The organism is Henriciella algicola (assembly GCF_003576245.1).
In the GTDB taxonomy this organism is placed as follows: Bacteria; Pseudomonadota; Alphaproteobacteria; order Caulobacterales; family Hyphomonadaceae; genus Henriciella; species Henriciella algicola.
The window spans coordinates 617,355-639,269 of the sequence record NZ_QWGA01000007.1 but is presented as its reverse complement, the minus strand read 5'-3'; the positions used below and the strand labels follow the sequence as shown (position 1 = coordinate 639,269).

Genomic DNA, 21,915 nt, shown 5'->3' with positions numbered 1-21,915 from the left:
AGGGGACATGAACACACTCAGTCATCTTGCGGTGGGCACAGAACAGCAGGACCGGTTTTCTCGGCGCCTTGCTGATGCGTTGTTCCGTATACGCTACCAACTTATAGGCGCGATCCTTTTTGGTGTCGTTGCGCCGGTCATTCTCCGCGGGCAGTTCGAACGGCTACCCGACCAGATCGCGAGTTACGATAATTCTCTATTCGGCACGCTCTGTGCGGTGCTCATCGGCTACATGGTCTTTCGGAAAGTCACCGTGCTGCCAGGCTCGAATGCATTCACCAGCATCACGCCTGCATTCCTGTCGTCTTACGGCATAATTATCGCGATCTTTTTTATCCTCAGACTTGATTACAGCCGGGCCCAATTCTTGGTGAGCTTTGTCCTAACCACATGCTGGTTCATCGCGCTGTCTTACTACGTCGCACGTTTTCGGGAGGCTAATCTCGGTCTTGTCTCATCGCAGAAGTTAAAGGAGCTTGCTTCGATACCTGGGGTGAGCTGGGTGAATTTCGCATCGCCAGAGGCGGCGTCCAAGCAGCGTCATTTGCCGCTGGTGGTGAATCTGCGTGACCCTAAGCTTGGTCCGGAGTGGGAGCGCTATCTCGCTGAAGAAGCGATCGCCGGCCGCGTCATCTACAACACAAAACAGATTGTTGAATCACTTGAGGGCAGGGTGCGAGTTGAGCACCTTTCGGAAAACTCGTTTGGCCACTTGGCGCCCGATTCCATCTATGCGCCGGCAAAGCGCTATATCGATGCCGTAACTGCTGCAGTCGCTTTGGTGCTTCTCTCGCCTTTGTTCTTGATTGTTGCTGCCTGGATCAAGCTTGATAGTCCAGGGCCCGTGATCTTCCGGCAAGAGCGCATGGGATATCGTGGCAAGACCTTCACGATGTTCAAACTGCGCTCGATGACTGTGCGGGCGCCTGACGCCGGAGATGAGCGTAAGCTGGACATGACACAGAACGACGACCAGCGCATCACACGCTCAGGTCGCTTTATCCGAAAGACTAGAATTGATGAGCTGCCGCAGCTCTGGAATATCTTTATCGGAGAGATGAGCTGGATTGGCCCGCGGCCCGAAACGCTCAGCCTATCCTCATGGTATGAAGAGGAAATTCCGTTTTACAGGTATCGCCATATTGTGCGTCCTGGGATCACCGGCTGGGCGCAGGTGAAGCAGGGCCACGTCACAAGCGTGGATGATGTCCGCCGGAAGCTTGAATACGACTTCTATTATGTGAAGCACTTCTCGGTCTGGACCGATGTTTTTATTGGTATCCAGACCGTGCGCGTGATGTTTACCGGTCTCGGTGCGAAGTAAGGCTTGTTCTCAGGAAATGCTGATCATCGGCGTATGGGCCGCGCGGATGTGTTTCGTGCTGATTATCGCTTTCTTGGCATTTTTCTCCTTCATAGGTCCAGAAAGTGAAGTCGATGTCCGATCGGTCATCCCTTGGGACAAAGCAAGACATGTGGCGGCTTATTTCAGCCTTACGCTGGTGGGACTTCTCGCCTTTCCTAATCTATCTTTGATCACACTAAGTGGTGGTGCATTGATTGGGTCAGCTATTATCGAAGTTACTCAGCCAGCAGTCGGTCGAACATTTGATCTTGATGACGTGCTGGCGAACGGGTTTGGAATTTTGGCGGTCGCTGCGTGTGTACTTCTGTCGAATTTCAGAGAGACAGTTCGAGCCAAGAGACGAAAGGTATGATCGATCTCTTCTAGGAGGCCGACTGAATTACTATGACGAGCCAAACTCCCGACATCATTTTTGTTAATCGCTTCTTTTGGCCCGATCATAGTGCAACTGCGCAGATCCTCAGCGATGTTGCGCAACACCTCGCTCAGTCTGGTTTCCACGTGCGGATCATCACGTCCCGGATGCTTTATTCTGATCCAAGTCAGGTTCTGACGCAGACCGAGAACTGGAAGGGCGTTGAGGTTAGCAGGGTTTGGACGGCGCGATTTGGCCGGTCCAACCTTATGGGACGAGCGATAGACTATCTTACCTTCTATGTAGCGGCGTTCTTCGCAATTCTACACCACGCTCGAAAAAACAGCATCGTCATATCGAAGACCGACCCACCGCTTATTGGTGTGCCAATAGGACTTGCGGCACGGCTCAAACGAGCGAAACGAGGGAACTGGTTTCAGGATGTATATCCGGAAATTGCGGAGGCTTATGGTCTCAAACTAGTTTGGCCGCTGGTCAACATCCTGCGTTGGTGCCGAAATCGATCCATTCGGAAAGCAGCCATAAACGTCGCCATCGGAGACCGCATGGCAGCTTTTCTGCAGACTGATGCGAAGCCTTCGAGGCCTATTGATGTCATTCATAACTTCTCTGATGATGATGCGGTCCAGCCGAATGCCAAGGGTGTAGAAGAACTACGAGCCGCATGGGGTTTTGATCCGGAAGATTTCGTCGTTGGCTATTCAGGAAATTTGGGTCGTGCGCATGACACTGATACGATATTAGAAGCGGCAGAGCTTCTGCGAGACCAGCCTCGCATCAAGTTTCTTTTTGTCGGAGGGGGGCAACAGCGGGTTTTCGTTGAGGAAGCTGCTGCCAACCGCGCATTGAGAAATATCGTATTCCGAGCTTATCAGCCGCGCGACCAACTAGCCGCTTCCCTCGGTGTCCCGGATCTACACTGGATCAGTCTGAAACAGGAGTTTGAGGGACTGATCCTGCCGAGCAAACTATACGGTATTGCGGCAGTTGGGCGCCCTGTACTTATGATCGGATCGAGGGACGGTGAAATCAGCCGACTGATTTTTGAATTTAGTTTTGGCGCATCAGTAGAGGCAGGCGAGGCGCAAGAGTTGGCGAATGAAATCGTACGCTTCTCTGGCATGCCAAAGCGGGGAAAAGATATGGGCGTTCGCGCTCGCCAATTTCTCGATACCTCCTCGTCAAAAGGCGCCGCGATGGAGCGGTGGAGAAACGTTTTAATGGAGCCGCGATCCTAAATTATCAGACGGCGATTATCTTCAGAGCTGAAAACGTCAGGTCTCTTCTTACGTATTGGGCGCCGTTTGCTTTTATCGTCGCTACTCAAAATTAGAATTGCAAAGCATGTCGCAAACAGGCATGCGATCGCGGGAGTGCGAACAGGGTAATCTACGAGACTGTGAAGAAGAACTATCAATAGAGCCGTCGAGGCCGCTCGTTTTAATCTCCGATTTTCGATCTGCTGTTGGGTCCACACTCTTACGAAGAGCGTCAATATGAGTGCGACGCTAACAATAACAATTAGCGCGCCAGGCAGCCCATACTCGATCATGGCTTCGAGATAGTCGTTGTGCGCGTGGTTTGCGTACGTCGCTGTCACCGCATCTGGGTTCTCATACAGCCTGTAGACGTCGGCAAAAGACCCAGGGCCTGTACCAGCAAGCCAATGATCGCTCAGGATTTTGCCACTTACCTGCCATATACCCAACCGCGACATCTCTGAATTATCGAACGAAGTTACTCCCAAGCCGTCTATGATTGGGCTGAAAACGACTAAGACGACGGCAGCAAGTGTAGCACCAACAACAATTGCTGGCGACGCGATTGGCGCCCGCCCTGACGCCTTCGGCTTGCGAGCCAATAACACGCTTAAGACAAGTACGGGTATCAGCATTGCGTATCCAGCTACGGACCCGGCTGCCACTACGCCTACAAGTATGGTGCAGGCAATAGTTGCGAGGAGAATAGCCTTAGCGTGGTCACCGTCCCCGGAAGCCCAGTCCCTTCGGAGTTGTCCTATCGAAGCCGCGACAAACGGTAGACACATCAATAGAAAACACGCCTGATGGTTGACATTTGCAAAGACGCCTACAGGAAGTCCTCTATTTGTGAACTCGTAGAAATAGAGCTGATCAGTATTACCCCCAAGTATCTGGACAAGACCCAGAAGAGCACTTCCAGCACCTAACATAGGTATAGCCCAATCTAGTCGGCTTGCTCCATAGCGCCAGCCAAGAGCAATTAAACTAACGAGCACGGCTAACGGGGGTAGTATTCCAATAAGTGAAAGCCGAGTGCCATCGGGTGACAAAGAGATTGGCATCATTGATGTAGTTGATAGATCGAGCAGGGAAAGTCCGTTCTCAATCGCAGATCGATCGCCGAGACTTTGCCAGATCCGAGCGGGCAGCGGAATCTGCTGTAGAAAACTCCAAATCACCCATAGACTGGATAGAATAGCGCCAACCATCGCCTCTGGCCCCCAATGCTTTCGCGCGGCTATCGGAATTGTTACGAAAAGTATGAGGAGTGAGACGAAAGATAGCCACAGCCTCGACGCCAAATCGATAACGGACGAACCACCGAATAAGATTACAAGGCTTAGAAAGACAGGAAAAACAAGCCGAATCGTGTGGCGCCTAACTCGAGTAAGCCTCATAATTCATCGCTCTCTAAAGCTGGGTAAATAAATACGTCGGTCACACTAGCCCTCGCGGTTCGCGGAAACTCTCCTGCGACCCCAGAGAATCGGAGAAGCTGAAAATCGCAGCCTTCAGATGGAACAGAGAATGACACGTTCACAGTCTCGGGGACCGTTGAAAGTTCCATTATTGGGAAAGTGAATAGTTTGTCTCGTGCATCCAAACATTTCAAAGTCCATTCGAAATGACCGCCGTTGCGGTAAAGATCTCCCTGCATGGTGAAGGAGGCCTTATAGACCCCGCTAGAAAGCTTAATAATCTGCTCGGCTATCGACGGGTGTCCCTGGCCGAAAAAGCTGACTGAAAGACCGCCTCGATTCTCGAAGCTCGCGAATGAGTGATTTATTTGCCAAGTAAATGGGGCCGAGCCTTCGAGTTGATTGAAGCCACGATCAAAGGGCACTGTCCTGCTCTGTCTGACATCATCGTTCAGAAACTCCAGAAATGCCGTGTAAGCGCGATCGGTTTCGCCATTGCGCACTAGTCCGCGCACGATTGCAGACTGGCTTGAAGGGAAATCGCGAGCGAATGAAATCAGCAATTCTGTATCTTCGAGCTCCGTTGCAAGTCGAGACACAAGCTGTGCGCCCCAACTGGGTTTCTCTTTCAGTAGCTGCTCAACCGCGCGCCTTGATTGGCTACGCTGTCCTAATGTCGTCAGGAGATCAACGAAGTAATTAGTGTTGTTTCGGTCGAGAAGCATTAGCTGCGAAATCTCTACTACCGTGCCAGCGTAGTTTCCATCCGAATAAGCGAGCTCGGCAAGAGCCGCTCTGGCCGTTACACTGCGCGGAGAGATACGCTTTAGGTGTTCAGCAAGTTTACGCTTCTCTGTTCGGGCTGCTGAACTGACACCTGATGCGCCAACTACCCTTATGGCAAACGGGCGCCCGGAAAGAGGATTATCATAGAAATATGATTGTAATGCCAAGCGCGTATCTTCGCCACCCCACGGGTCTTGCACGCTCTTCCAATCTATCCTGTCGAATATATCAGAACTTGCTATGGAGGCATTAACTTTAGGTTTAACGCTTCCCGCCAATTCTCCAACAAGAATAAAACCGACCCACAGCAGGGCTAACCAGCTTAGTATGACCAATGCTGGGCGCATTAATTCTCAGAATCGAAGATTTGTGGGGCACTATCACTATCCGAGAATAGGTGGACTTTCCGACGGATGCTCTCTTTGTTTGGTATCGCGGGTTCTCGATAAGCGTACGCGCCTTTCGCCGAGTAGCTATAGTAGTAGTACGCAGAGTCGTAACCAACCTTCTTGGCGTCGAATTTTGTGAGAATTGCGCCTAATAGATTGCTATGACTTTCCATTAAGCGTCCGATAGTGCGCGTGGCTTGCGGAGTCCGAATTGCCCCAGACTGTATAATAATCGCAGCGCCTTCACAAAGCGAACCGAGCAATGGGGCGTCAGTGAAGCTTAGAACGGGTGGAGAATCGACCAGTACAATATCAAAAGCTTGTTCTGCTTCGGCAATAACAGCCTTGAGCCGAGGACTGGACAGCAGTTCCGCTGGATTTGGCGGGATTACGCCAGCTGGCAAAAGAAAGAGACCTTGGTGGCGTGACGCAACGATATTGTCGAGAAGGTCGGCCTCGCGGGTGAGCATACCCGACAGGCCAATCGACGCGCCCGAGTCTGCAACGAATGAAGGCTTTCGCATATCAGCATCGATGATCAGGACGCGTTGCCCAATCTTAGCAAAAGCCATCGCGAGCGCTATGGTTGAACTTGTCTTTCCCTCGCCAGGACGAGTCGATGTCATTAGCAGGCTGCGCGGTGCGCCGCTTGACGTAGTAAACTGAAGAGCGGTGCGGGTCGAAAAAAAGGCCTCGGATACTGCAGATCGAGGGTCTGCAAGTTCGCTAGTTACAATATCGGTAGTATTCCTTACCTTTGGCACAACACCTATGGCTGGCAAACCAAGCTTGTTCTTCACATCATCAGGAGATTTTATTGTGTCGTCGATGTAGTTTAGTGCAAACGCGAGACCTACGCCCAATGCAAGGCTCAATATAAGGGCCTGAAGCAAAGAGCGTTGTAAGTTCGGCTTGAAAGGGGCGTCAGGTACAATTGCTCTATCGATAATCGAGACCTGACTTGATCCCACACCGCTAGCGATTGAGATTTCTTTCATCCGTTGAAGCAAGGCTTCGTATTGAGTTCTGTTTGTATCCACCTCGCGCTGAATTATTGTATAGTCAATACGACGGTCGCGAAGATCTTGGAGCTCTCCCCTTAGTTCTCCGACGCGATCGCGCAGCGATTTTTCACGAGCCTGAGCCGCATTATACTCAGCTCCAAGCGCAGCGATAATGGCCTCCCGCTCGATCTCAATTTCAGCGTCAATCGATTCGATGCGCGCTTGAAGCTGCTCCATTTCCGGATATCCAGGTTTGAAGGTGCCGAGCTTCTCTTGGTACTCGGCATTCAGCTCGGAGCGCCGGGTGCGCAACCTGCTAAGGTCTTCGCTCTCCAACATAGCGCGAGTGGTTAGATTATTTTGAGCCTCGCGATATCTCTGTTCTGCATCGATGCGAGCGCTTTCTGCAGCTGCAAGTTCTTGATTCAACGATACAATCGACGTGGCGTCTAACGATCCGCCGCCTTCAGTGTCGATCTCCAGAATATCCTCGCTAGCAGCGTACTCAACAAGCCGGCGTTCAGATTCTTCCAGTGCCTGTTTAGTTGTCTGTAGTCTCTCTTCTACGAAGTCTCGTGCGAAAGCAGTCGTATTATATTTCCGCTCTAAGTTCGTCTGAATGAAATTTTCTACGAGCGCATTTGCGATCCTAGCGGTTTCACCAGGGTAGGGGCTGATAAATTCGACGTTGATGACTCGACTGCGACCTTCGGGACGAACTCTTATATTATTGACAATTTTGGTTGCCGCTTCACCAAGACGTTCGTCTCGTGGTAGATTTTGGTCAGCATAACGTTCGTCAGAAGGAAGGTTGAGCACTTCAGCAACACGTTCAGCAAGTGAGCGACTTTGCAACAATGCGTATTGGGTAGCCATGTACTGATCGTCTGCGACCACAGCCGGATCCACGGACGCCCCTTCTATAATACGAGTCTCCTCCCGTTGAACTTCAATGGTTGTCATAGCTTTGTAGAGTGGTGTAACTCGGAGCGTCAAAACAACAGCTGCTGCAACGCCTAAAATCGTAATAGCGAGGATCATCCATTTCCGGCGTAGAACTATGCGTACGACTTCCCAGAAATTGAATCCATCCTCATGGAGGTCCCCTTCTTCCGGGTGGGTAGCCTCGAACCGCTCATACCGGCGAGCATGCGCCAAGGCGCTTGGCCTTCCATTCCTTTCAGGAAGAGATTCAAAGCGGTCGTAATTCATTGGTTTGGTACCTGAGAAATTTTCACTATAAAATCAGCAAGCCCAGCAGTGGCACTGCTCTTAAAAAGTCGCCATAAGTACGGCGGGCTTCTGAGCCATCTACAACTATTATGTCGTTTCCGAACACTCGTGGGTCATCAGCTTCGCCGCGGCGGATGGCAGTTAGGTCATATCCCGCAACTACGCGCTGTCCCTCGACTTGTCTGAAAATCACTACCTTTCGCGGATTGGCCAAGTCGCTGGTGCCGCCGGCGAGCGCCACCGCCTGAAGTAGGCCAATCTCGCCTTTGACGGGGAATATTCCGGGATTGTTCACAGAGCCTTCTACGGTAACTTGCTCACGGAGCTTCTCTTCGATTGTAACGCTTACGTCTGCATCCTGAAGATAGTTGTCTTCAAGCCTACGTTCTAAATTGCTAGCTAGTTCAAAAGCGGTAAGTCCCTTGGCTTCTACTTCTCCAATAAGGGGCATTTTCATGCGGCCAAGATGATCGACCTGATAGTCACCATCAAGCTCGTCCACGCCGAACACACGTATTTGCAACATGTCGAATGGGCCTATTCGAACATCGCCCGTTTGAACGATTGTGGTGGTGTCCGGAACAGGTAAGGACTGCGCCATATTGGCATTCGCCGATGAACCACTGCTACATGCCGACGCCATTAGCGCGGCGAGCAAAGCCAGAGTTAAAAGCAATCGATTCATCTGCAATTATCCTCACTGTGGGTGGCGTCTGATATCCTTACAATCCGACTTCCCATATGCAACTCTAAGCTCGCCTGGCGGTCATCGTTATGCGCGAAAGTTATGCAAAGCGCATGCCAACTTGAGTGTTGCTCAGCCTTCGTGAAGACGTGTGACAGCCGCATTAATTTGCATTTTCTCAAGGGTGGGATTGAAGACGAGGATCGACTTCAATCTCATGCTTATTGGGAACTGTCCCCTCACAGGTTCCGCTATCTTAAGAATGTTTGACTGGCCAACAGTAACGGAGGATGTGTCATGCCCAAGACGAAAAACGTGCTCCCGGCGAGGAAACCTGCAAACTAATAGAATCGCGCGAGGGAGGGCATCCTCGATTGGCTGGACAACGAATGTGGTAAGCCGTGCACCAACGGTTCTAACCTCTTCCACTGACGAGGAGACGGATCAAAAAGAGCAGAGTAAGCGAACAGCAGATTATCTAAATGCCAAAAGAGCATCGTGCTGGCATGACGGCGGCTGATCTATGCCGGAATTAGGGGCTACGTGAATTTAGCTCCCGATGCTGCCAGCGCTAGTATCATGACAGCTGATCTCAATCATGTCGTCATTATGTTGGCGGCCGGCTGAAAGATCGTAGATGTGGTCGGCTTGTGTCGAGAACGCCTGCGCGCGCTTTCCACTGGAGGTGGTTGGGAGGACCGCTGGCTGAATAGTCTAGGTCACGTTTGCCAACGCCATGTATCAGTGAGGACCTCCGCGCGGACTGTCTTGGGATCAATTGCGCGTCGGCACTTGCAAGATCTTTCACGAAGGCTGGTAGAATGCCCAAGCGGTAAACTATCATATGGCTTTTGATTAAGGAAGCGAAGACACACCGATCTATAAGCATCTTGGCCGAGGATAAAAAGTTAAGAATTTCAATGCTACTGATTACGATTATAGCGAGCGCTCTCCTTACTCCTCTTATTTACGCACTTCGAAGAATCCGGCGGTGGAGATACGTGATTAACGACCTGAATACCAAGAACGTCTTCTATTGCGCTTGGTGCATCAACCCTATTCTCGGCCATGTACTTGCGCACCTCAAACAATTTGGCGTCAACAAGATACCGATACCAGAATCCCTGCAGGAAATGGAATGCCAAACCCTCACGGCCATCGAGGAAGCCTAGCCGGAAGAAATAGCGATACAAGAAATAGACTAACGCCCTTAGCCCCAATGGTGCGCGGGCATAGATGTGCTCTTTCACCCAGCGTTTAAAACCCGCCTGTTGCCGCTGGGCGAGATTAGCGACCGTCTCGCTCGCCATGAACCTGTCTGACAAATTTAACAAATCTACGACTTCGCGCGATGCATAATTGTTATGCTTCTCGGTCCACCACGTCAGCGAATTACGATTATCGTCAATCAGTTCACCTCGAAAATCCGCCGCCCGGCCTTCGAAAATAATATGTTCGTCCATCCAGCGGTTCTCACAGCGTCCTTTGCCATATCGGAAGAGCCGAGCCACGCGGATCGGGAAAATTCCTCCCCATTTGATTCGCCGGCCGAGAAAGTGGATCCTTCTACCTACATTTACCGCAGCGACCGAAGTAGGAAGTCGGGCCAGCTTTTCCTTGATCTCCGCGGCTAGTTCCGGGGTCAAATATTCATCTGCGTCGAGGCGTAGAACCCAGTCAGTTTCAGCTGGCAGGTGGTCCAGCGCCCAATTGAACTGGGTCGAGTAATTGACCCAACTGTTTTCCAGCACGGTAGCGCCGGCAGCTTGGGCTAATTCGCACGTTCGGTCGGTCGATCCGCTATCAATTACATAGCAATGCGATGCTATCCCAGCGACAGAGGCGAGCGCTCGCTTGATGTGTTGATCCTCATCGCGCGTTAAGACTATGACTGTGAGATTGTGTGAAGAAGTCATGAAGTGCATATTTCGTGGAGTTACAACGTTCTGATCAAGCGCCACGCTACGACGAAATCGATACCGTATCCCTGATTGCGCCGTGAACTATCGCCGTAGAAAATAAATAATCATCTAGAAACCGAGTCCGGACCATGTTTCTGTAATAGGCGGTGTAGAGATCGTCGAATAAGGCGGGTCTCTGCGCTGCTTTGAAAAGGGCCAAACAGCGTCGCTGCAGACATATTCGGCTGACACAGCGCTAAGCGCTATTACCGAATTCCGCTTTCGCTTCTCTTGCCCAATACCTGAGCAGGATTGCCGACAACGATAGTGCTATCATCGACGTTCTTCATCGTCACCGCTCCGGCGCCTACGATCGCATTCGCACCAATAACCACGCCCGGCCCGACGAAGGCGTTAGCGCAAATCCAGGCGTCGTTTCCGATCACGAGCGGCGCCTTGATCAGTCGCATTGCGGGGTCACGCCAGTCATGGGTGCCGGCGCAAAGGTGGGCATACTGCGAAACGGTCGCGCGCTCGCCAATGCAGATCGGCCCCAATGCGTATAAAATCGCATAGTCACCAACCGCGGCCTTGTCGCCGATTTCGATGTTCCATGGGATCGTCACTCGTACACTCGGGTAGACATGTACATCGCTCCCTATCTTCGCTCCGAACAAGCGTAAGATCATCCGACGCCATCCCCAAAAGAGACGCGGACTGAAGCGGAACAGTGGCCTGGCAAGCGCCCAGAGAACCCGGCCAAGCTGCTCAGACCGTGTCCATTTGCGCTCCGCGCGATTTGTGATGATGTCGATTGCCATTAGAAACGTTCGCCCTTTGCCTGCCCTACGCCCAAGCGCGGAGCACGAAATTTCGAGGAAAGATTCAAAGACGTTTTCTCGACGACCACGTAAAAAAGACTCGCTACGATGATCGCGAACGCCATTGCGAGAATGAATTTCAGAATGAAGGCGGACTGACCTGAGAGGCCTGCTACGTTTATTATACCGAAGGCCACTCTGTGAGTTGCATAAAGCGAGTAACTGACAACGCCCAGTGAGACAAACGGGAGGAGCAGGCGGGATGATATCCAAGGCAATTTAAGCTCAAGCGACTTGCCGCAATATACAAGGCCCGCCGCGCCGACCGCGAGCGGAAGCGCACTAACTACCTCGTCGGTCAGCATATGCAATAAGAAGCCGCCGATCAGCGCGCTGACCCATGTGAAATGCCAAAGTGCTCCGCTTAATGCCGGCGATCGACCGGCTTCGATATCGGCAAGGTATGCGCCCGCCGCCCACATGAAAACAAATGGTAAGAAGATTGGCCCCCCTCCATGAGCATATGGGAAGAGGCGCTCAAGATCGAACACAAGATAAGCACCGACATAGGCTGCGCTGACGGCGAATGCGAAGCCGAGCCCGAGCTTTGCCCCATGCGAACGATTGAACGCAAACAGGAGCGGATAGAAGAGATATAAGTGTATTTCGATCGAGAGCGTCCAGAAGACCGTGTTTGTCCCGAACATCGGTGCAACAATTCCCTGCAAGGTGAAGATGGAAGCCAACAGACTTCGTGTACTCAACTCGCCTACCGTCAGTACACCACCTTGGCGCAGGTATAGATGATCGACTAGGGCCGTGCACAGCAGGGCCGCAAGGTAAATAGGATAGATACGGAGAAAGCGGCGGATAAAGAAACGCCGCCAATTCACCTGCGTGTTGCGCGACTTAGCCAACTCGAATGCGAGCCGCCGATGGATGCAGTAACCGCTTAAGACAAAGAATATTTGCACACCGAACCAACCATATGAGAATGGATAGGTCGCATAGCCGATCCACACTGATGGGTCGGAGCTGAAGCCGTTCTGCGCCCAGCTTCTAGACACGCCGACCCAATAATCTGCACGCGCGTGATAGATCACAACAAGCAGCGCTGCGATGCCACGCAATGCGTCGACGACCAAGAGTCTAGATTTGGACTGGGAGACCATTGACCTGTTACTCTAATCTAGCACCACGTGCTCGGGCTTGCCGGACCGTCCTCGGAGCCACTTGTAAGTATCTGCGTGCTGTGCTGCGATTTGCGTCCACATGTACTTCTCTTCGACCAGTCGGCGACCTGCTGCCCCCAATCTATTCAGCTGCCCCCCGCCTATCGTATCAGCAATTGCCTTTGCCATTTCACCGGGGTTGGTGGAGATTTCAATTGCCGCACCACTCGCGAACCCGGTGGAAAGGTTACATTCACGAGTCATGAACACTGGCAGTTTGTACGACCATGCCTCGAGCACCGTCATTGGCAAACCTTCAGAAAAGGACGGTAGGATGAAGGCATCTACTGTTCGCAGCAATTCCTCCTTTGCGGCGCCGAAGACCGGCCCGTGGATGCGCACGCTGTCGCTAATTCGTAATTTTTTGATTTCGGCTTCTAGATCGTACAGATGCCCGCCGTCGTCCCAGCCGGCGATAACAAGTTCCCAGTCGGCAAAAATGCCGGGCGCTTGCTGCGAAAAACTTGCCCAGGCGCGTATCAGCTCTAGTAATCCCTTCTTCGGGTGGATCCGGCCGAGAAAAAGCATTTTATGGCGCCCATCTCGCTTACGCATGTCCCCAATTAGCTCCGGCAGGTTCGAACCGTTGGGAATGATTGCGATCGGGTTGGTGAGACCGAAGGCGCGAATCGCCTCGGCCTCCGATGTATTCAACGCGTGAAGACAGTCCGCGCCCCGCAAATTTGCGTACTCGAATGCGTGTCCGACAATTTTTTTCTTCCAAGCCGAGTTCTTCAACGCCCATGGATCGAGCATCCCATGCGGCGAGATAATCAAGGGCTTTCTGGTCTCTCTCTTCCATTTCGCAACGGCGCGCGAAATCATAAGCCAGATCCCATGCAAATGAAGTACGTCGTGGTTGCCTTGCCGCAATTTCGAGTGAAGATAAGGGGCGAGGCCGACGGCCCTGGGGCCGTGTGAATTGACAAGGACCGGGTTGATGGGCCGCCAAGCGAGGCGGTCGGCTTCGCTATATTGGTCACGTAGCGCATAGACACGTACATCGACCGACTGGGTTAGAATGTTTTGTGCTGGATTTAAGACCGCATCGAAAAGTCCCCCAGCGGATCGCGACATTGAACCGACCACTATCCCGACTGATAGATCCGCCGATTCATTCACTGGTTGCTTTCGGGATTGCATCAGGAAACGGGCCCATTGAGGCGGGTAAAATAAGGGTCGTCGATGCTGAGTGCGCGCACCGGTGTAGCCGGGACCCCTGAATATATGTGATGGCTCTCCTCAGGAGTGCCGCGGAACATAGACCCTGCCGATAGCACGGTCCCTTCCGGCAGCACCGCTCCTTTCACTATGGTACTTCTCGATCCAATTAGGCAATACTTGCCAATTGTTACTGGTCGGGATGTCTGGCGATTAGTTCGGATGTCGATTCCATGCGTTAATATCTGCGAATAGAAACCGGCCACAGTCGTGAATGCACCGATCGTCACGCGGGACGTGCAGTCAACGATATGACGCGAAGTGAGCGAAGCTCCCTCTCCCATGATTAATTCGGAGGCACGCCCCGCTTCTTGGAAGTGCTCAGTGATCCCAGATGGAAAGCCATAAATCCAGTTGAACGTGCCGATAATGGCGCCTTTGCCCAGTTCGACTTTATCCACATTGCGAATGACGCTGAGCGTTCCGATGTAAGCGCCCTCTGACATCACAAGCATTCCAACGCGGATGTAGGCACGACCAATATTCGCTTCCGGCGAAATTCGGTAACCTAGCAATGCGCGATAAATTGCTCGCCGCAATTTTCCGGGAAGAAATATACCGAGAATAAAGGCGAGGAGTGCCTGCCATAAGGCCGGCGATGGTGGCAGCTTCGTCATATTGACCCTTTAAAGCTGAAGATTTATTTTCCCCAGAGAGCGCAATCCCGTTTTTAAGCTTTTGGCGCTGGCAATCCAGCTGATCTAAGACCTCCCGGATTGTTCGCCCGGAGGTTGCCGCGAAGAAAATATGCAACGAAGGTGAGAATGGCGACAAAAAAGGAAAAGGAAACATAAAATACCGCGGAGTGGTGCGTCACCATATGCAGCGAGGGCACAATTCCTGCTGCATACCACACCTTGTCCCAGCTGTTTCCGGCTAGCGCTCTGAGCCATAGTCGGCCCATGATATAAGCATTGAAGTAGAACAGCAGGCAACCGAAATACCAAAACTCCATGAATGCCGTTGCTATTCCTGTCTGCGTACTGCCTGCACTCGGTACATAACCGGTTACGCTATATGTGAGTTCAGCTGGCCAGGGAGTCAGCATCAGACCCTGCTTGACATCGGCCCCAACGAACTGCGCGGGGACATACTGGAATACGAAGCGGTTCCAGAACTGACCGCCCAACGTGTAGCGATCGCTAATTTGCACAGCGGAGACTAGATTCGCCGCGTTCTCTATCTCAGGTGACGCTTGCGGATTGTTTATCGGATTCAGAGCTAAGAAATCGATTTCGGCTATTTCGGAGAGGCGTGGCACTTGGCCTTCTCCGGAAATTCCACGTATTTCCTCTGCGGCAAACATCCCCATCGACGTCACCATAAGACCTGCGATTACGGCGACTCTCGGTACCGCGTAGCTGCGCACTACTAAAAATGCATAGGCTGCAATTAGACACGCCTCTAGGATCACATGCCGTCGGAAGTAGAATATGATGTAGGGTGCGAACATCACCACATTAATTACGAGCAGAGCGGTGCTGAGCCCGGTCTTGCGTCGAAGGAAATACATTAACGAAAGCGCAAAAGACGCGGTCTTGATGCTGAGAATGAGAGAGAAAATAGCCGCATGCCCGGTCCACATCGTGCTGCCTTGTGCTTCTATCGGATCGGCGCCCAACCCCAGAAAGCCGATAAGTGCGAAGCCGGTAAGGATGACTGCCGCTTTCCCAACTTTTCCTTCGTGCACCCGCGGAAGTAATCCGGCAAGCGGATTGACGGTCCGTCGCGTGCCCATTCTCCAGCCGAGAATGACCGCAGCCAGACATAGCAACGACATAAACAATAGCGCGGCGAGTGCCCCCTCCGGCGCGACCCGTCTGACAACTAGGCTCCACAGCTGCGGCACGACCCACCCTGCATAGACGGCGGCGAAGAGTACTGGCATGTGTATGTATCCGCCACGTCGAGCGAGTCCGATCCCGAGTGCCATCACCGTGAGCAGGCAAACTGCAAAAAAAAGAGTTTCTTCGAGCGAAATGATTGGTCTCCAAGATCGGGAACCGGCAGCGACGAAGGCGTTGCCCTGTCGGCTTCGTTATTGCCGAGGATTATATTTACATGTTTATCTTTGCATCGGCAAAAACAGCTTTCACTAAACGGTCTGGATAGGTGTCCCAAGCCATGGATTTCATGGACGCACGCGCGGCACTAGCGAAACGGTTTCGCTTTTCCCGGTGGCGGACAATATCCTCAATCGCATCGGCTAGCGCTTCCGGATCTCCGACAGGAATGATGATCCCGCTGACCCCGTCCTTGACACGCGAACCCGCCGCAAAGGTTGTAATGACAGGAATGCCGCATGCCAATGCTTCGTAAGTTACACCCGCAGAGCCCTCTGCCAGTGTGGGTAGTGCAACGACATCGGCGCGTTCGTACTCTTCGACCATTTGCCCCCTCGTTAGTCGTCCTTGGAAGTTGAGATGCGTGGTCTCGACATGGTATCGGACCTCATCACTGACATCACCTACGACCCTAAATTCGAACTTCCGGTTACGATCTCTCAAGATGCTGGCGGCGCGCGCGAAATAGTGGATTCCCTTGCGCAGATCGGCGCTGCCCGGAAAAAGCACGCGCCCTTCGACGGGAACATTCACCAGTTCCAGCCATGACGGGTGTAAGGTATAAGGCTCGACCCAGACCGTTTCTGGATCCGCGCCCCAGTTGTTAATAAGGTCGTTTGCCACGAAGGGAGATGCGCACAGGAAGCGATCAGCAAGCGTCATCATGCGTGGGTAGGCAGGATTGTCGCTACCCATTGCGCTTCGATAAGACACTACGGGGCGGCCCCAGCCTGGGTTGGCCGCATATTCGGCATCGACGATACGCTCATAAGAAGGCGCTATCGTAACGTCAGCAACGATCTTAAGTCCTGCCTCTTTAGCTTTCTCTAGAAACGCATCGGCCTCTAGCGTCTGACCGCTCATCATCGCATAGACATGTGTAGCATCGCCAAAGCCTTTGGCTAACATTGCCTTCGACCAAGCCGCATTGAACTGTCGTCTCGCCAACACCCGTCCGCGATCGTCGGGTGTTCGGAACTTACCCCATTCGTAAAGTAAGGACGCACGGTCAAAGGTATGAGTAAACGGCCGTACGTATTCCGGCGGCATTCGGCTGCCGAGCCGCGCCAGAGGTGCTCTTAGCCTAGCCGGCAGCGGAGTGTTCGCAAGGGCTCGCGCCAATAGCCCGACACCGCTTGTCCCGGCAAGATCAGTGTAAAGCGCCTCCAGGCGGCCAACCTTTGCCAATGCTGCAGGCACCGCATAATTACGACGAGCGCCCATCTGAATAACAATCGCCTTGCCTGCCAAGATATACTCTTTTCTTCTCGCGCTGGACATCGCGTTATCCTAGCTGCTGGCGGTCAATATCCACCAGCAGCCGCGCAACATCGGCCGCCTTGGTTTTCGCTCGCCATCCTATTGCAACTTCTGCGCCTGATGGATCGCCTACTAACCTCGCCGGCTCGCTAGGCCTTACGAACCGGGGATCGGTCTCGACGTGATCCCGCCAATTGAGACCCGCATGACGGAACGCGACATCCAGGAATTGCTCGAGCGACGTCGACTCGCCGGTGCAGATCATGAGGTCCTGCGCGTTCTTTGCCTGTAACATTCGCCACATTGCTTCGACGAATTCGGGCGCATAGCCCCAATCGCGCCAGACATCGAGATTGCCGAGCGCCAGCTTGTCCTGACGACCGTCAGCTATTGCAGCAACGGCTCTGCTGATCTTCCGGGTCACGAAGCTTGGGCTGCGCCGCTCGGACTCGTGATTGTAGCAAACCGCGGTGCAAGCAAACATTCCAAACGCCTCGCGATAGACACGGGTAATGTTAACCGCAAAGGCTTTGGCCACTCCGTAGGGCGATCGCGGCAGCATCGCGGTGGCCAGTGATTGCGGACTTTCGGTTGGGGAGCCGAATATCTCGCTGCTGCCGGTCGTCAGGAAGCGGGGTTTTTTGTCGAGGTCGCGCAGCACTTCAAGGATACGCAGCGTCGCCATCGCGGTGAAATCGCAGGTCGATTCGGGGATCTCGAAGCTAACCCCAACATGGCTCTGACCGGCGAGATGATAGAATTCATCTGGTTCGACTTGGTGCAAGAGACGCCGCAGCGTCGTAATATCGTCAAGGTCACAATAATGCAGGAAGAGACGCTCGTTGTAGATAGCTGGGTCTCGCGTCAGGTGATCGATGCGCGGCCGATCAATCGTGCTAGAGCGCCGCAAAACTCCATGCACTTCGTAGTCTTTCGAAAGCAGAAGGTCGGCAAGGAACGAACCGTCCTGCCCGGTGATTCCTGTAATAAATGCAATTTTCATTGCTGCTTTCCGGCAACTGCAGGAAGGGGCGAGTTGAGAAATCCTTCCCACTGATCAACAAGTCGTTCAAAACTGAAGTTTTGTCGGTAATGTTCCTGCAGCGCCTCGCCATCAATCTCGCCACGGCCTATACGCGCCGCTAAATCATTATAAAGTAAAAGAAACTCCTCGAGTTTGCCCGATGTGATCGCGCTTTGTGGGTTGGCATAGTCGGGAATGCCACCAACACCATTGGCAACAAACGGCACGCCGCAGGCCATCGATTCCAGCAACACCAGCGGCGCGCCCTCTTTCCCCCAAGTCGGCAAAAGTGTGAGGTCATACCGCTGGAGCAGATTGATATACTCTTGCCCACGCGGATAGCGCCCTTTGAGTGAGATGCGGTCTCCAAGTCCATTCTTGTTGATTAACGCAGCAAATTCATCGTGGGCCGGGCCCGTACCCCAAATATCGAGCCGCTCGGCATGCTGAGAAAGACAATCCCAATTCTCGATTAGCCAGCCTGCCCCCTTGTAATTAATGAGGCGGCTGAAATAGCCAAGGCGAAGTTTGCCTTCTCCTCCCCGCGGCAGCTTCGGCGCCACCGGAATGTTGGCCTCGACCTCCAGAGGCTCCGGCAATGCGGGGATGGTCACATGTGGCCGGCACCATGAAAATTCGCGAACGAATGCGCGTTCGACGCCGCTGCCTTGGGCCACCATCGCATGGAAACCGATGCGAGCCATATCACGTGGATCTAACCAAGTATTGCGCTCTCCGCTCATCACTTCGAAGAAGACGCGCCGCCGTGCACCTTTGATCGCGTAAGCTAGTGTCATCGCCTTCCAGCCTGTGCCTGCCACGACCACTGCATCGGGGCGGGGGCGCGCCTTTCGACCAATCCGAAGGATATCGCCGATAGTGCGGTATTCGCTAATCTCATAGTGCCCATTCTGAGGCAGGCCCGGCGGGTCATTACGCTGCGGCCCGGGTGTAATTGCTTCGACGCTGTGGCCGCGTGAGACCAGCCCATTGGCAAGCCAATGGGTGTGGGTCTGAATGCCGCCATGATTGTGGAGATAGCCGATCAGTATGATGTGCATAATAATTCCGCGACATGACGCAGCTGCCAAGACAGCGTTCAAACCGCCCTTTTCTTAATAATCTGCTCGACCCAGTTGACTGCCCAGTTAATATCGCTTCGCCATGAAGCGCAAAACGCAGCGACGGCAGCTGTGCCAACGATGAAAAGCACCGAGGCGACCGTAGCGAGAGCCAGAGCACGAATAATTGGCGAGGCGTCCAGTCCAGCAAGCAGTGGGATAGCGCCGACAGCGGCGGCGAAGCCAGCCACGGGAGGAGCAACATCGATAATCAGGCGTCTGGACGAAATGCTTGCAGTGCGAGCGGAAACGACAAGAATAGGAACAGCGAGAAGCCACGAGACCGCGACTAGGCTCCAAGCCACACCGACCGCGCCGTACTGCAGACCGATTGCAAATGCGACGAGATGTAGTGGGCCGGCCACAAGGCTGTATTTGAGCATCACGTCGCTCCGTCCAAGCGAAAGGAAAACGTACCGAGCCAGTTCCCAAGCGATGCTCGGTACAATCGATAGTATCAGAACTGCGAAGATGATTGTGCTCTTGTCCCAGCCCGGCCCAAGCGCAATATCAATGATGAAGTCCGCATTGACGAACAATACTGTCGCAAACAACGCACTTAGCGCTGTGACAGCACGAGCCGCGCGCGTGAACAAATCAGCCCATTTTTCGCGCTCGTCTTGGAGGCGACTAAGTGCCGGGATTACAGCCGAAGCCACTGGCCCGCTTATAAGCATCAACGGCACAAGAAGAAGAGAGTAGGCGCGCGCATAGTAGCCTAAATTTTCGCTTCCCCAACGCCAGCCAATCAGGCCGTTGTCCGATTGTTTCCACATCCAACCCAAGATATTTGAAAGCATTATTCTTGCGCCAAAATCGACCGCTGAGCGCACTCCGCTGCCGCGCTTTGGAATTGACGGTCGCCAAGACGATGCGATCCAGAAAAATAGAACATCGGCGGCGCCGGTGACCAGTTGACCTGCGACGATCGACCAGTAGCCGAGATCGGTCCTCCATGCCGTGCTACAAGCAACTAACACCCCTGCAGCATTAGAAACGAGCTGTCCTAAATTGAGCGTGACGAATTCCATTCGCCGACTGACAATTGCACGATGTTGAGCGCGAAGCGCAAGCATGGGCATCGTAAGCGCGAGCGTAACGATTACGAGGGTCACTCGCTCATCATTGAATAGCCAACCAGCGAGGGGCGCAGCGATCCAGCACAACAGCATTAGGCCAAAGCCTACAGCAATATTCAAAAAGAAAAGCGCGCTCACCAAGGACTGGTTTATATGGCGCCGCTGTATCGTGGCAGATGTAAGGCCCATGTCCTGAAAAAGGCGGATGAAGCCAGTTACTGCTAAAGCCATGCCGACCACGCCGAAGTCGTCAGGCGTGAGCAGGCGGGAAAGAATTGCAAGCTGTGCAATCTGGAGCACAAGGAAGATGCCATGTGATCCCAACGCCACCGTGCTGCCTCGGGCCACCCTCACACTTAAGCTGGCATCCCCCGCTACCGGATTTAGAGAATTCTCTCGGCGACGCAGGCGCACTCGTTCCGCGCTCTGGGAGGAAAGCTCTTCACCGTGCTGGGAGTTGTCTGGCATTGATCATCTGCGTTGCTAATCCGTGCGGCGTGTGAGAAATATGACATTCTGTGGGCCGCCGCGGCCCTCACTTATCACGAGTTCGCGCATACGTGGTTCGACGTCCTCCAGCTCTGGAAATGAGGCCGGGTCGTGATCAACATATGTTACCATTCGGCAGTTATGTGTTTTTGCGAACCGCTCCCGGAGTAATTTTTCAACCCCAGGAGCAGGCCTTTCGTGAAGCTCGATTATCATGTCGCACTGCTCTAGAATCGGGCTTTTGTTCAAATCGAAAAGCACCGCCTCATAGCCTTCACAGTCGGAAAAAATGAGGGTGTTCGGTAGTACGTGACTATTGATCCACGCGTTGTCGCACATCGCTTGAGTATCGACATTGGACGCTTCGTTCACAAGAGCAAGCTTCCTCGTGGCTTTGCGCGCCCAGCGATCTGTGTCGAAGCCGACAACCCGAGTGTTCGGCATTAGAAGTCCAAAGCCTACTGAATAGAAACCATCTGCGGTGCCGATATCTAGCAGCATTGCATAGTCTTTCCGAGCAATCTCCTCGACCCAGGGGTGGAGTTCAGATTCATAGCTCCCACATAGGCGATGTACGAGATTGCGCTCGCGCGCAGTATCTTCGGGATACTGCATACCCTTGAAGGGGCCCCTCAAAACTGTTCGCCCATGTTTTTCGATAAACTTTCGCGAGGCGTCCAAGCGACCGCTCGAACGTTCTCGTTCCATGATTTGTCTTTGTGATCGAGCTGAAAGCAATTCCAAGGTGACACGAGGAATTAACTTCATTCCAACAGCCTTCAAAGCACTCTTTAGCATCATTTCATCCTTTGCGTGATCAGCATGGGTGATCTTTTGAATTCGAAGAACTTGTTATGCTGCGGTAAGAGGCGACGAAGGCCGATTTTCCCGCGACCAAGAACGCACGTTTGGCCTTGGCTTTATGTGGTGATGCCTAGATTTACACCTTCTGTTCTCATCACCTCGAAATCGGCAGCGACCTTCTCGCGCGCCAGATCGCAAGGGTAAAGTGGATGCGGCTATTCTATCTTTCGCCTTGGTCGGATCGCCTAGCAAAGTCTAGCTCACGTAGAGCAAAGATAGGCCGTCGACGTCGACGATGAAGCGCCCGTCATCGAGTGGGTAGCCCTTCTCATTGAGGCCTCCGACACAAACTGAGGTATGAGGTGCTTGAGCGCTGAGAAT

The 21,915-nt window shown here is 53.0% G+C and carries 18 protein-coding genes; 3 read left to right on the top strand and 15 right to left on the bottom strand.

Going from position 1 to position 21,915, the window contains the following annotated elements; translation table 11 throughout:
* Positions 1–7: 7 nt before the first annotated feature.
* The 3 genes from D1222_RS12725 to D1222_RS12715 are packed head-to-tail and all read left to right on the top strand — an operon-like array spanning position 8 to position 2,980.
* On the top strand, positions 8–1,324 hold the full coding sequence (locus D1222_RS12725) for a sugar transferase (protein ID WP_119454622.1): 1,317 nt from the start codon (positions 8–10) through the stop codon (positions 1,322–1,324).
* A gap of 16 nt (positions 1,325–1,340) precedes the next feature.
* The gene (locus D1222_RS12720) at positions 1,341–1,718 is read left to right on the top strand and encodes a VanZ family protein (RefSeq protein WP_119454621.1); all 378 of its coding nucleotides are present in this window, start codon (positions 1,341–1,343) and stop codon (positions 1,716–1,718) included.
* A 32-nt stretch (positions 1,719–1,750) separates the two neighbouring features.
* On the top strand, positions 1,751–2,980 hold the full coding sequence (locus tag D1222_RS12715) for a glycosyltransferase family 4 protein (RefSeq protein ID WP_119454620.1): 1,230 nt from the start codon (positions 1,751–1,753) through the stop codon (positions 2,978–2,980).
* Here D1222_RS12715 and D1222_RS15980 read toward each other — a convergent pair.
* The 15 genes from D1222_RS15980 to D1222_RS12640 form a co-directional block, all read right to left on the bottom strand.
* Positions 2,977–3,789: an O-antigen ligase family protein gene (locus D1222_RS15980; RefSeq protein WP_407646751.1), complete on the bottom strand. Its 813-nt coding sequence runs from the start codon at positions 3,787–3,789 to the stop codon at positions 2,977–2,979. The genes D1222_RS12715 and D1222_RS15980 overlap by 4 nt on opposite strands.
* A 608-nt stretch (positions 3,790–4,397) precedes the next feature.
* Positions 4,398–5,555: a tetratricopeptide repeat protein gene (locus D1222_RS12705; protein WP_119454618.1), complete on the bottom strand. Its 1,158-nt coding sequence runs from the start codon at positions 5,553–5,555 to the stop codon at positions 4,398–4,400.
* Positions 5,555–7,813 carry a GumC family protein gene (locus tag D1222_RS12700; RefSeq protein WP_119454617.1) on the bottom strand — a complete coding sequence of 753 codons (2,259 nt, stop codon included), beginning with the start codon at positions 7,811–7,813 and terminating at the stop codon, positions 5,555–5,557. The genes D1222_RS12705 and D1222_RS12700 overlap by 1 nt, the downstream gene beginning before the upstream one ends.
* 25 nt (positions 7,814–7,838) lie before the next feature.
* Entirely contained in the window at positions 7,839–8,519 is a 681-nt protein-coding gene (locus D1222_RS12695) for a polysaccharide biosynthesis/export family protein (protein WP_119454616.1), read from the bottom strand.
* A gap of 923 nt (positions 8,520–9,442) precedes the next feature.
* On the bottom strand, positions 9,443–10,435 hold the full coding sequence (locus D1222_RS12690; protein ID WP_119454659.1) for a glycosyltransferase family 2 protein: 993 nt from the start codon (positions 10,433–10,435) through the stop codon (positions 9,443–9,445).
* Between the two features lie 251 nt (positions 10,436–10,686).
* Positions 10,687–11,241 carry an LbetaH domain-containing protein gene (locus tag D1222_RS12685; protein WP_119454615.1) on the bottom strand — a complete coding sequence of 185 codons (555 nt, stop codon included), beginning with the start codon at positions 11,239–11,241 and terminating at the stop codon, positions 10,687–10,689.
* Positions 11,241–12,386, bottom strand: coding sequence for an acyltransferase family protein (locus D1222_RS12680; RefSeq protein ID WP_182481970.1), 1,146 nt, complete (start codon positions 12,384–12,386; stop codon positions 11,241–11,243). Before D1222_RS12680 ends, D1222_RS12685 begins: the two co-directional genes overlap by 1 nt.
* A gap of 39 nt (positions 12,387–12,425) precedes the next feature.
* The gene (locus D1222_RS12675) at positions 12,426–13,550 is read right to left on the bottom strand and encodes a glycosyltransferase (protein WP_182481969.1); all 1,125 of its coding nucleotides are present in this window, start codon (positions 13,548–13,550) and stop codon (positions 12,426–12,428) included.
* Between the two features lie 65 nt (positions 13,551–13,615).
* Positions 13,616–14,311: an acyltransferase gene (locus D1222_RS12670; protein ID WP_147371872.1), complete on the bottom strand. Its 696-nt coding sequence runs from the start codon at positions 14,309–14,311 to the stop codon at positions 13,616–13,618.
* A 53-nt stretch (positions 14,312–14,364) separates the two neighbouring features.
* The gene (locus tag D1222_RS12665; RefSeq protein ID WP_147371871.1) at positions 14,365–15,582 is read right to left on the bottom strand and encodes a hypothetical protein; all 1,218 of its coding nucleotides are present in this window, start codon (positions 15,580–15,582) and stop codon (positions 14,365–14,367) included.
* 169 nt (positions 15,583–15,751) lie between these two features.
* Positions 15,752–17,038, bottom strand: a complete 1,287-nt coding sequence (locus D1222_RS12660) for a glycosyltransferase family 4 protein (RefSeq protein WP_119454610.1) — start codon at positions 17,036–17,038, stop codon at positions 15,752–15,754.
* Between the two features lie 4 nt (positions 17,039–17,042).
* A complete protein-coding gene (locus D1222_RS12655) occupies positions 17,043–18,020 on the bottom strand; it encodes a GDP-mannose 4,6-dehydratase (protein WP_119454609.1) in 978 nt (325 codons plus the stop codon).
* Positions 18,017–19,102, bottom strand: a complete 1,086-nt coding sequence (locus D1222_RS12650) for a glycosyltransferase family 4 protein (RefSeq protein WP_119454608.1) — start codon at positions 19,100–19,102, stop codon at positions 18,017–18,019. Before D1222_RS12650 ends, D1222_RS12655 begins: the two co-directional genes overlap by 4 nt.
* Before the next feature lie 38 nt (positions 19,103–19,140).
* The gene (locus D1222_RS12645) at positions 19,141–20,709 is read right to left on the bottom strand and encodes a lipopolysaccharide biosynthesis protein (protein ID WP_119454607.1); all 1,569 of its coding nucleotides are present in this window, start codon (positions 20,707–20,709) and stop codon (positions 19,141–19,143) included.
* Between the two features lie 15 nt (positions 20,710–20,724).
* Positions 20,725–21,438 carry a hypothetical protein gene (locus tag D1222_RS12640; protein ID WP_147371870.1) on the bottom strand — a complete coding sequence of 238 codons (714 nt, stop codon included), beginning with the start codon at positions 21,436–21,438 and terminating at the stop codon, positions 20,725–20,727.
* Positions 21,439–21,915: the final 477 nt, after the last annotated feature.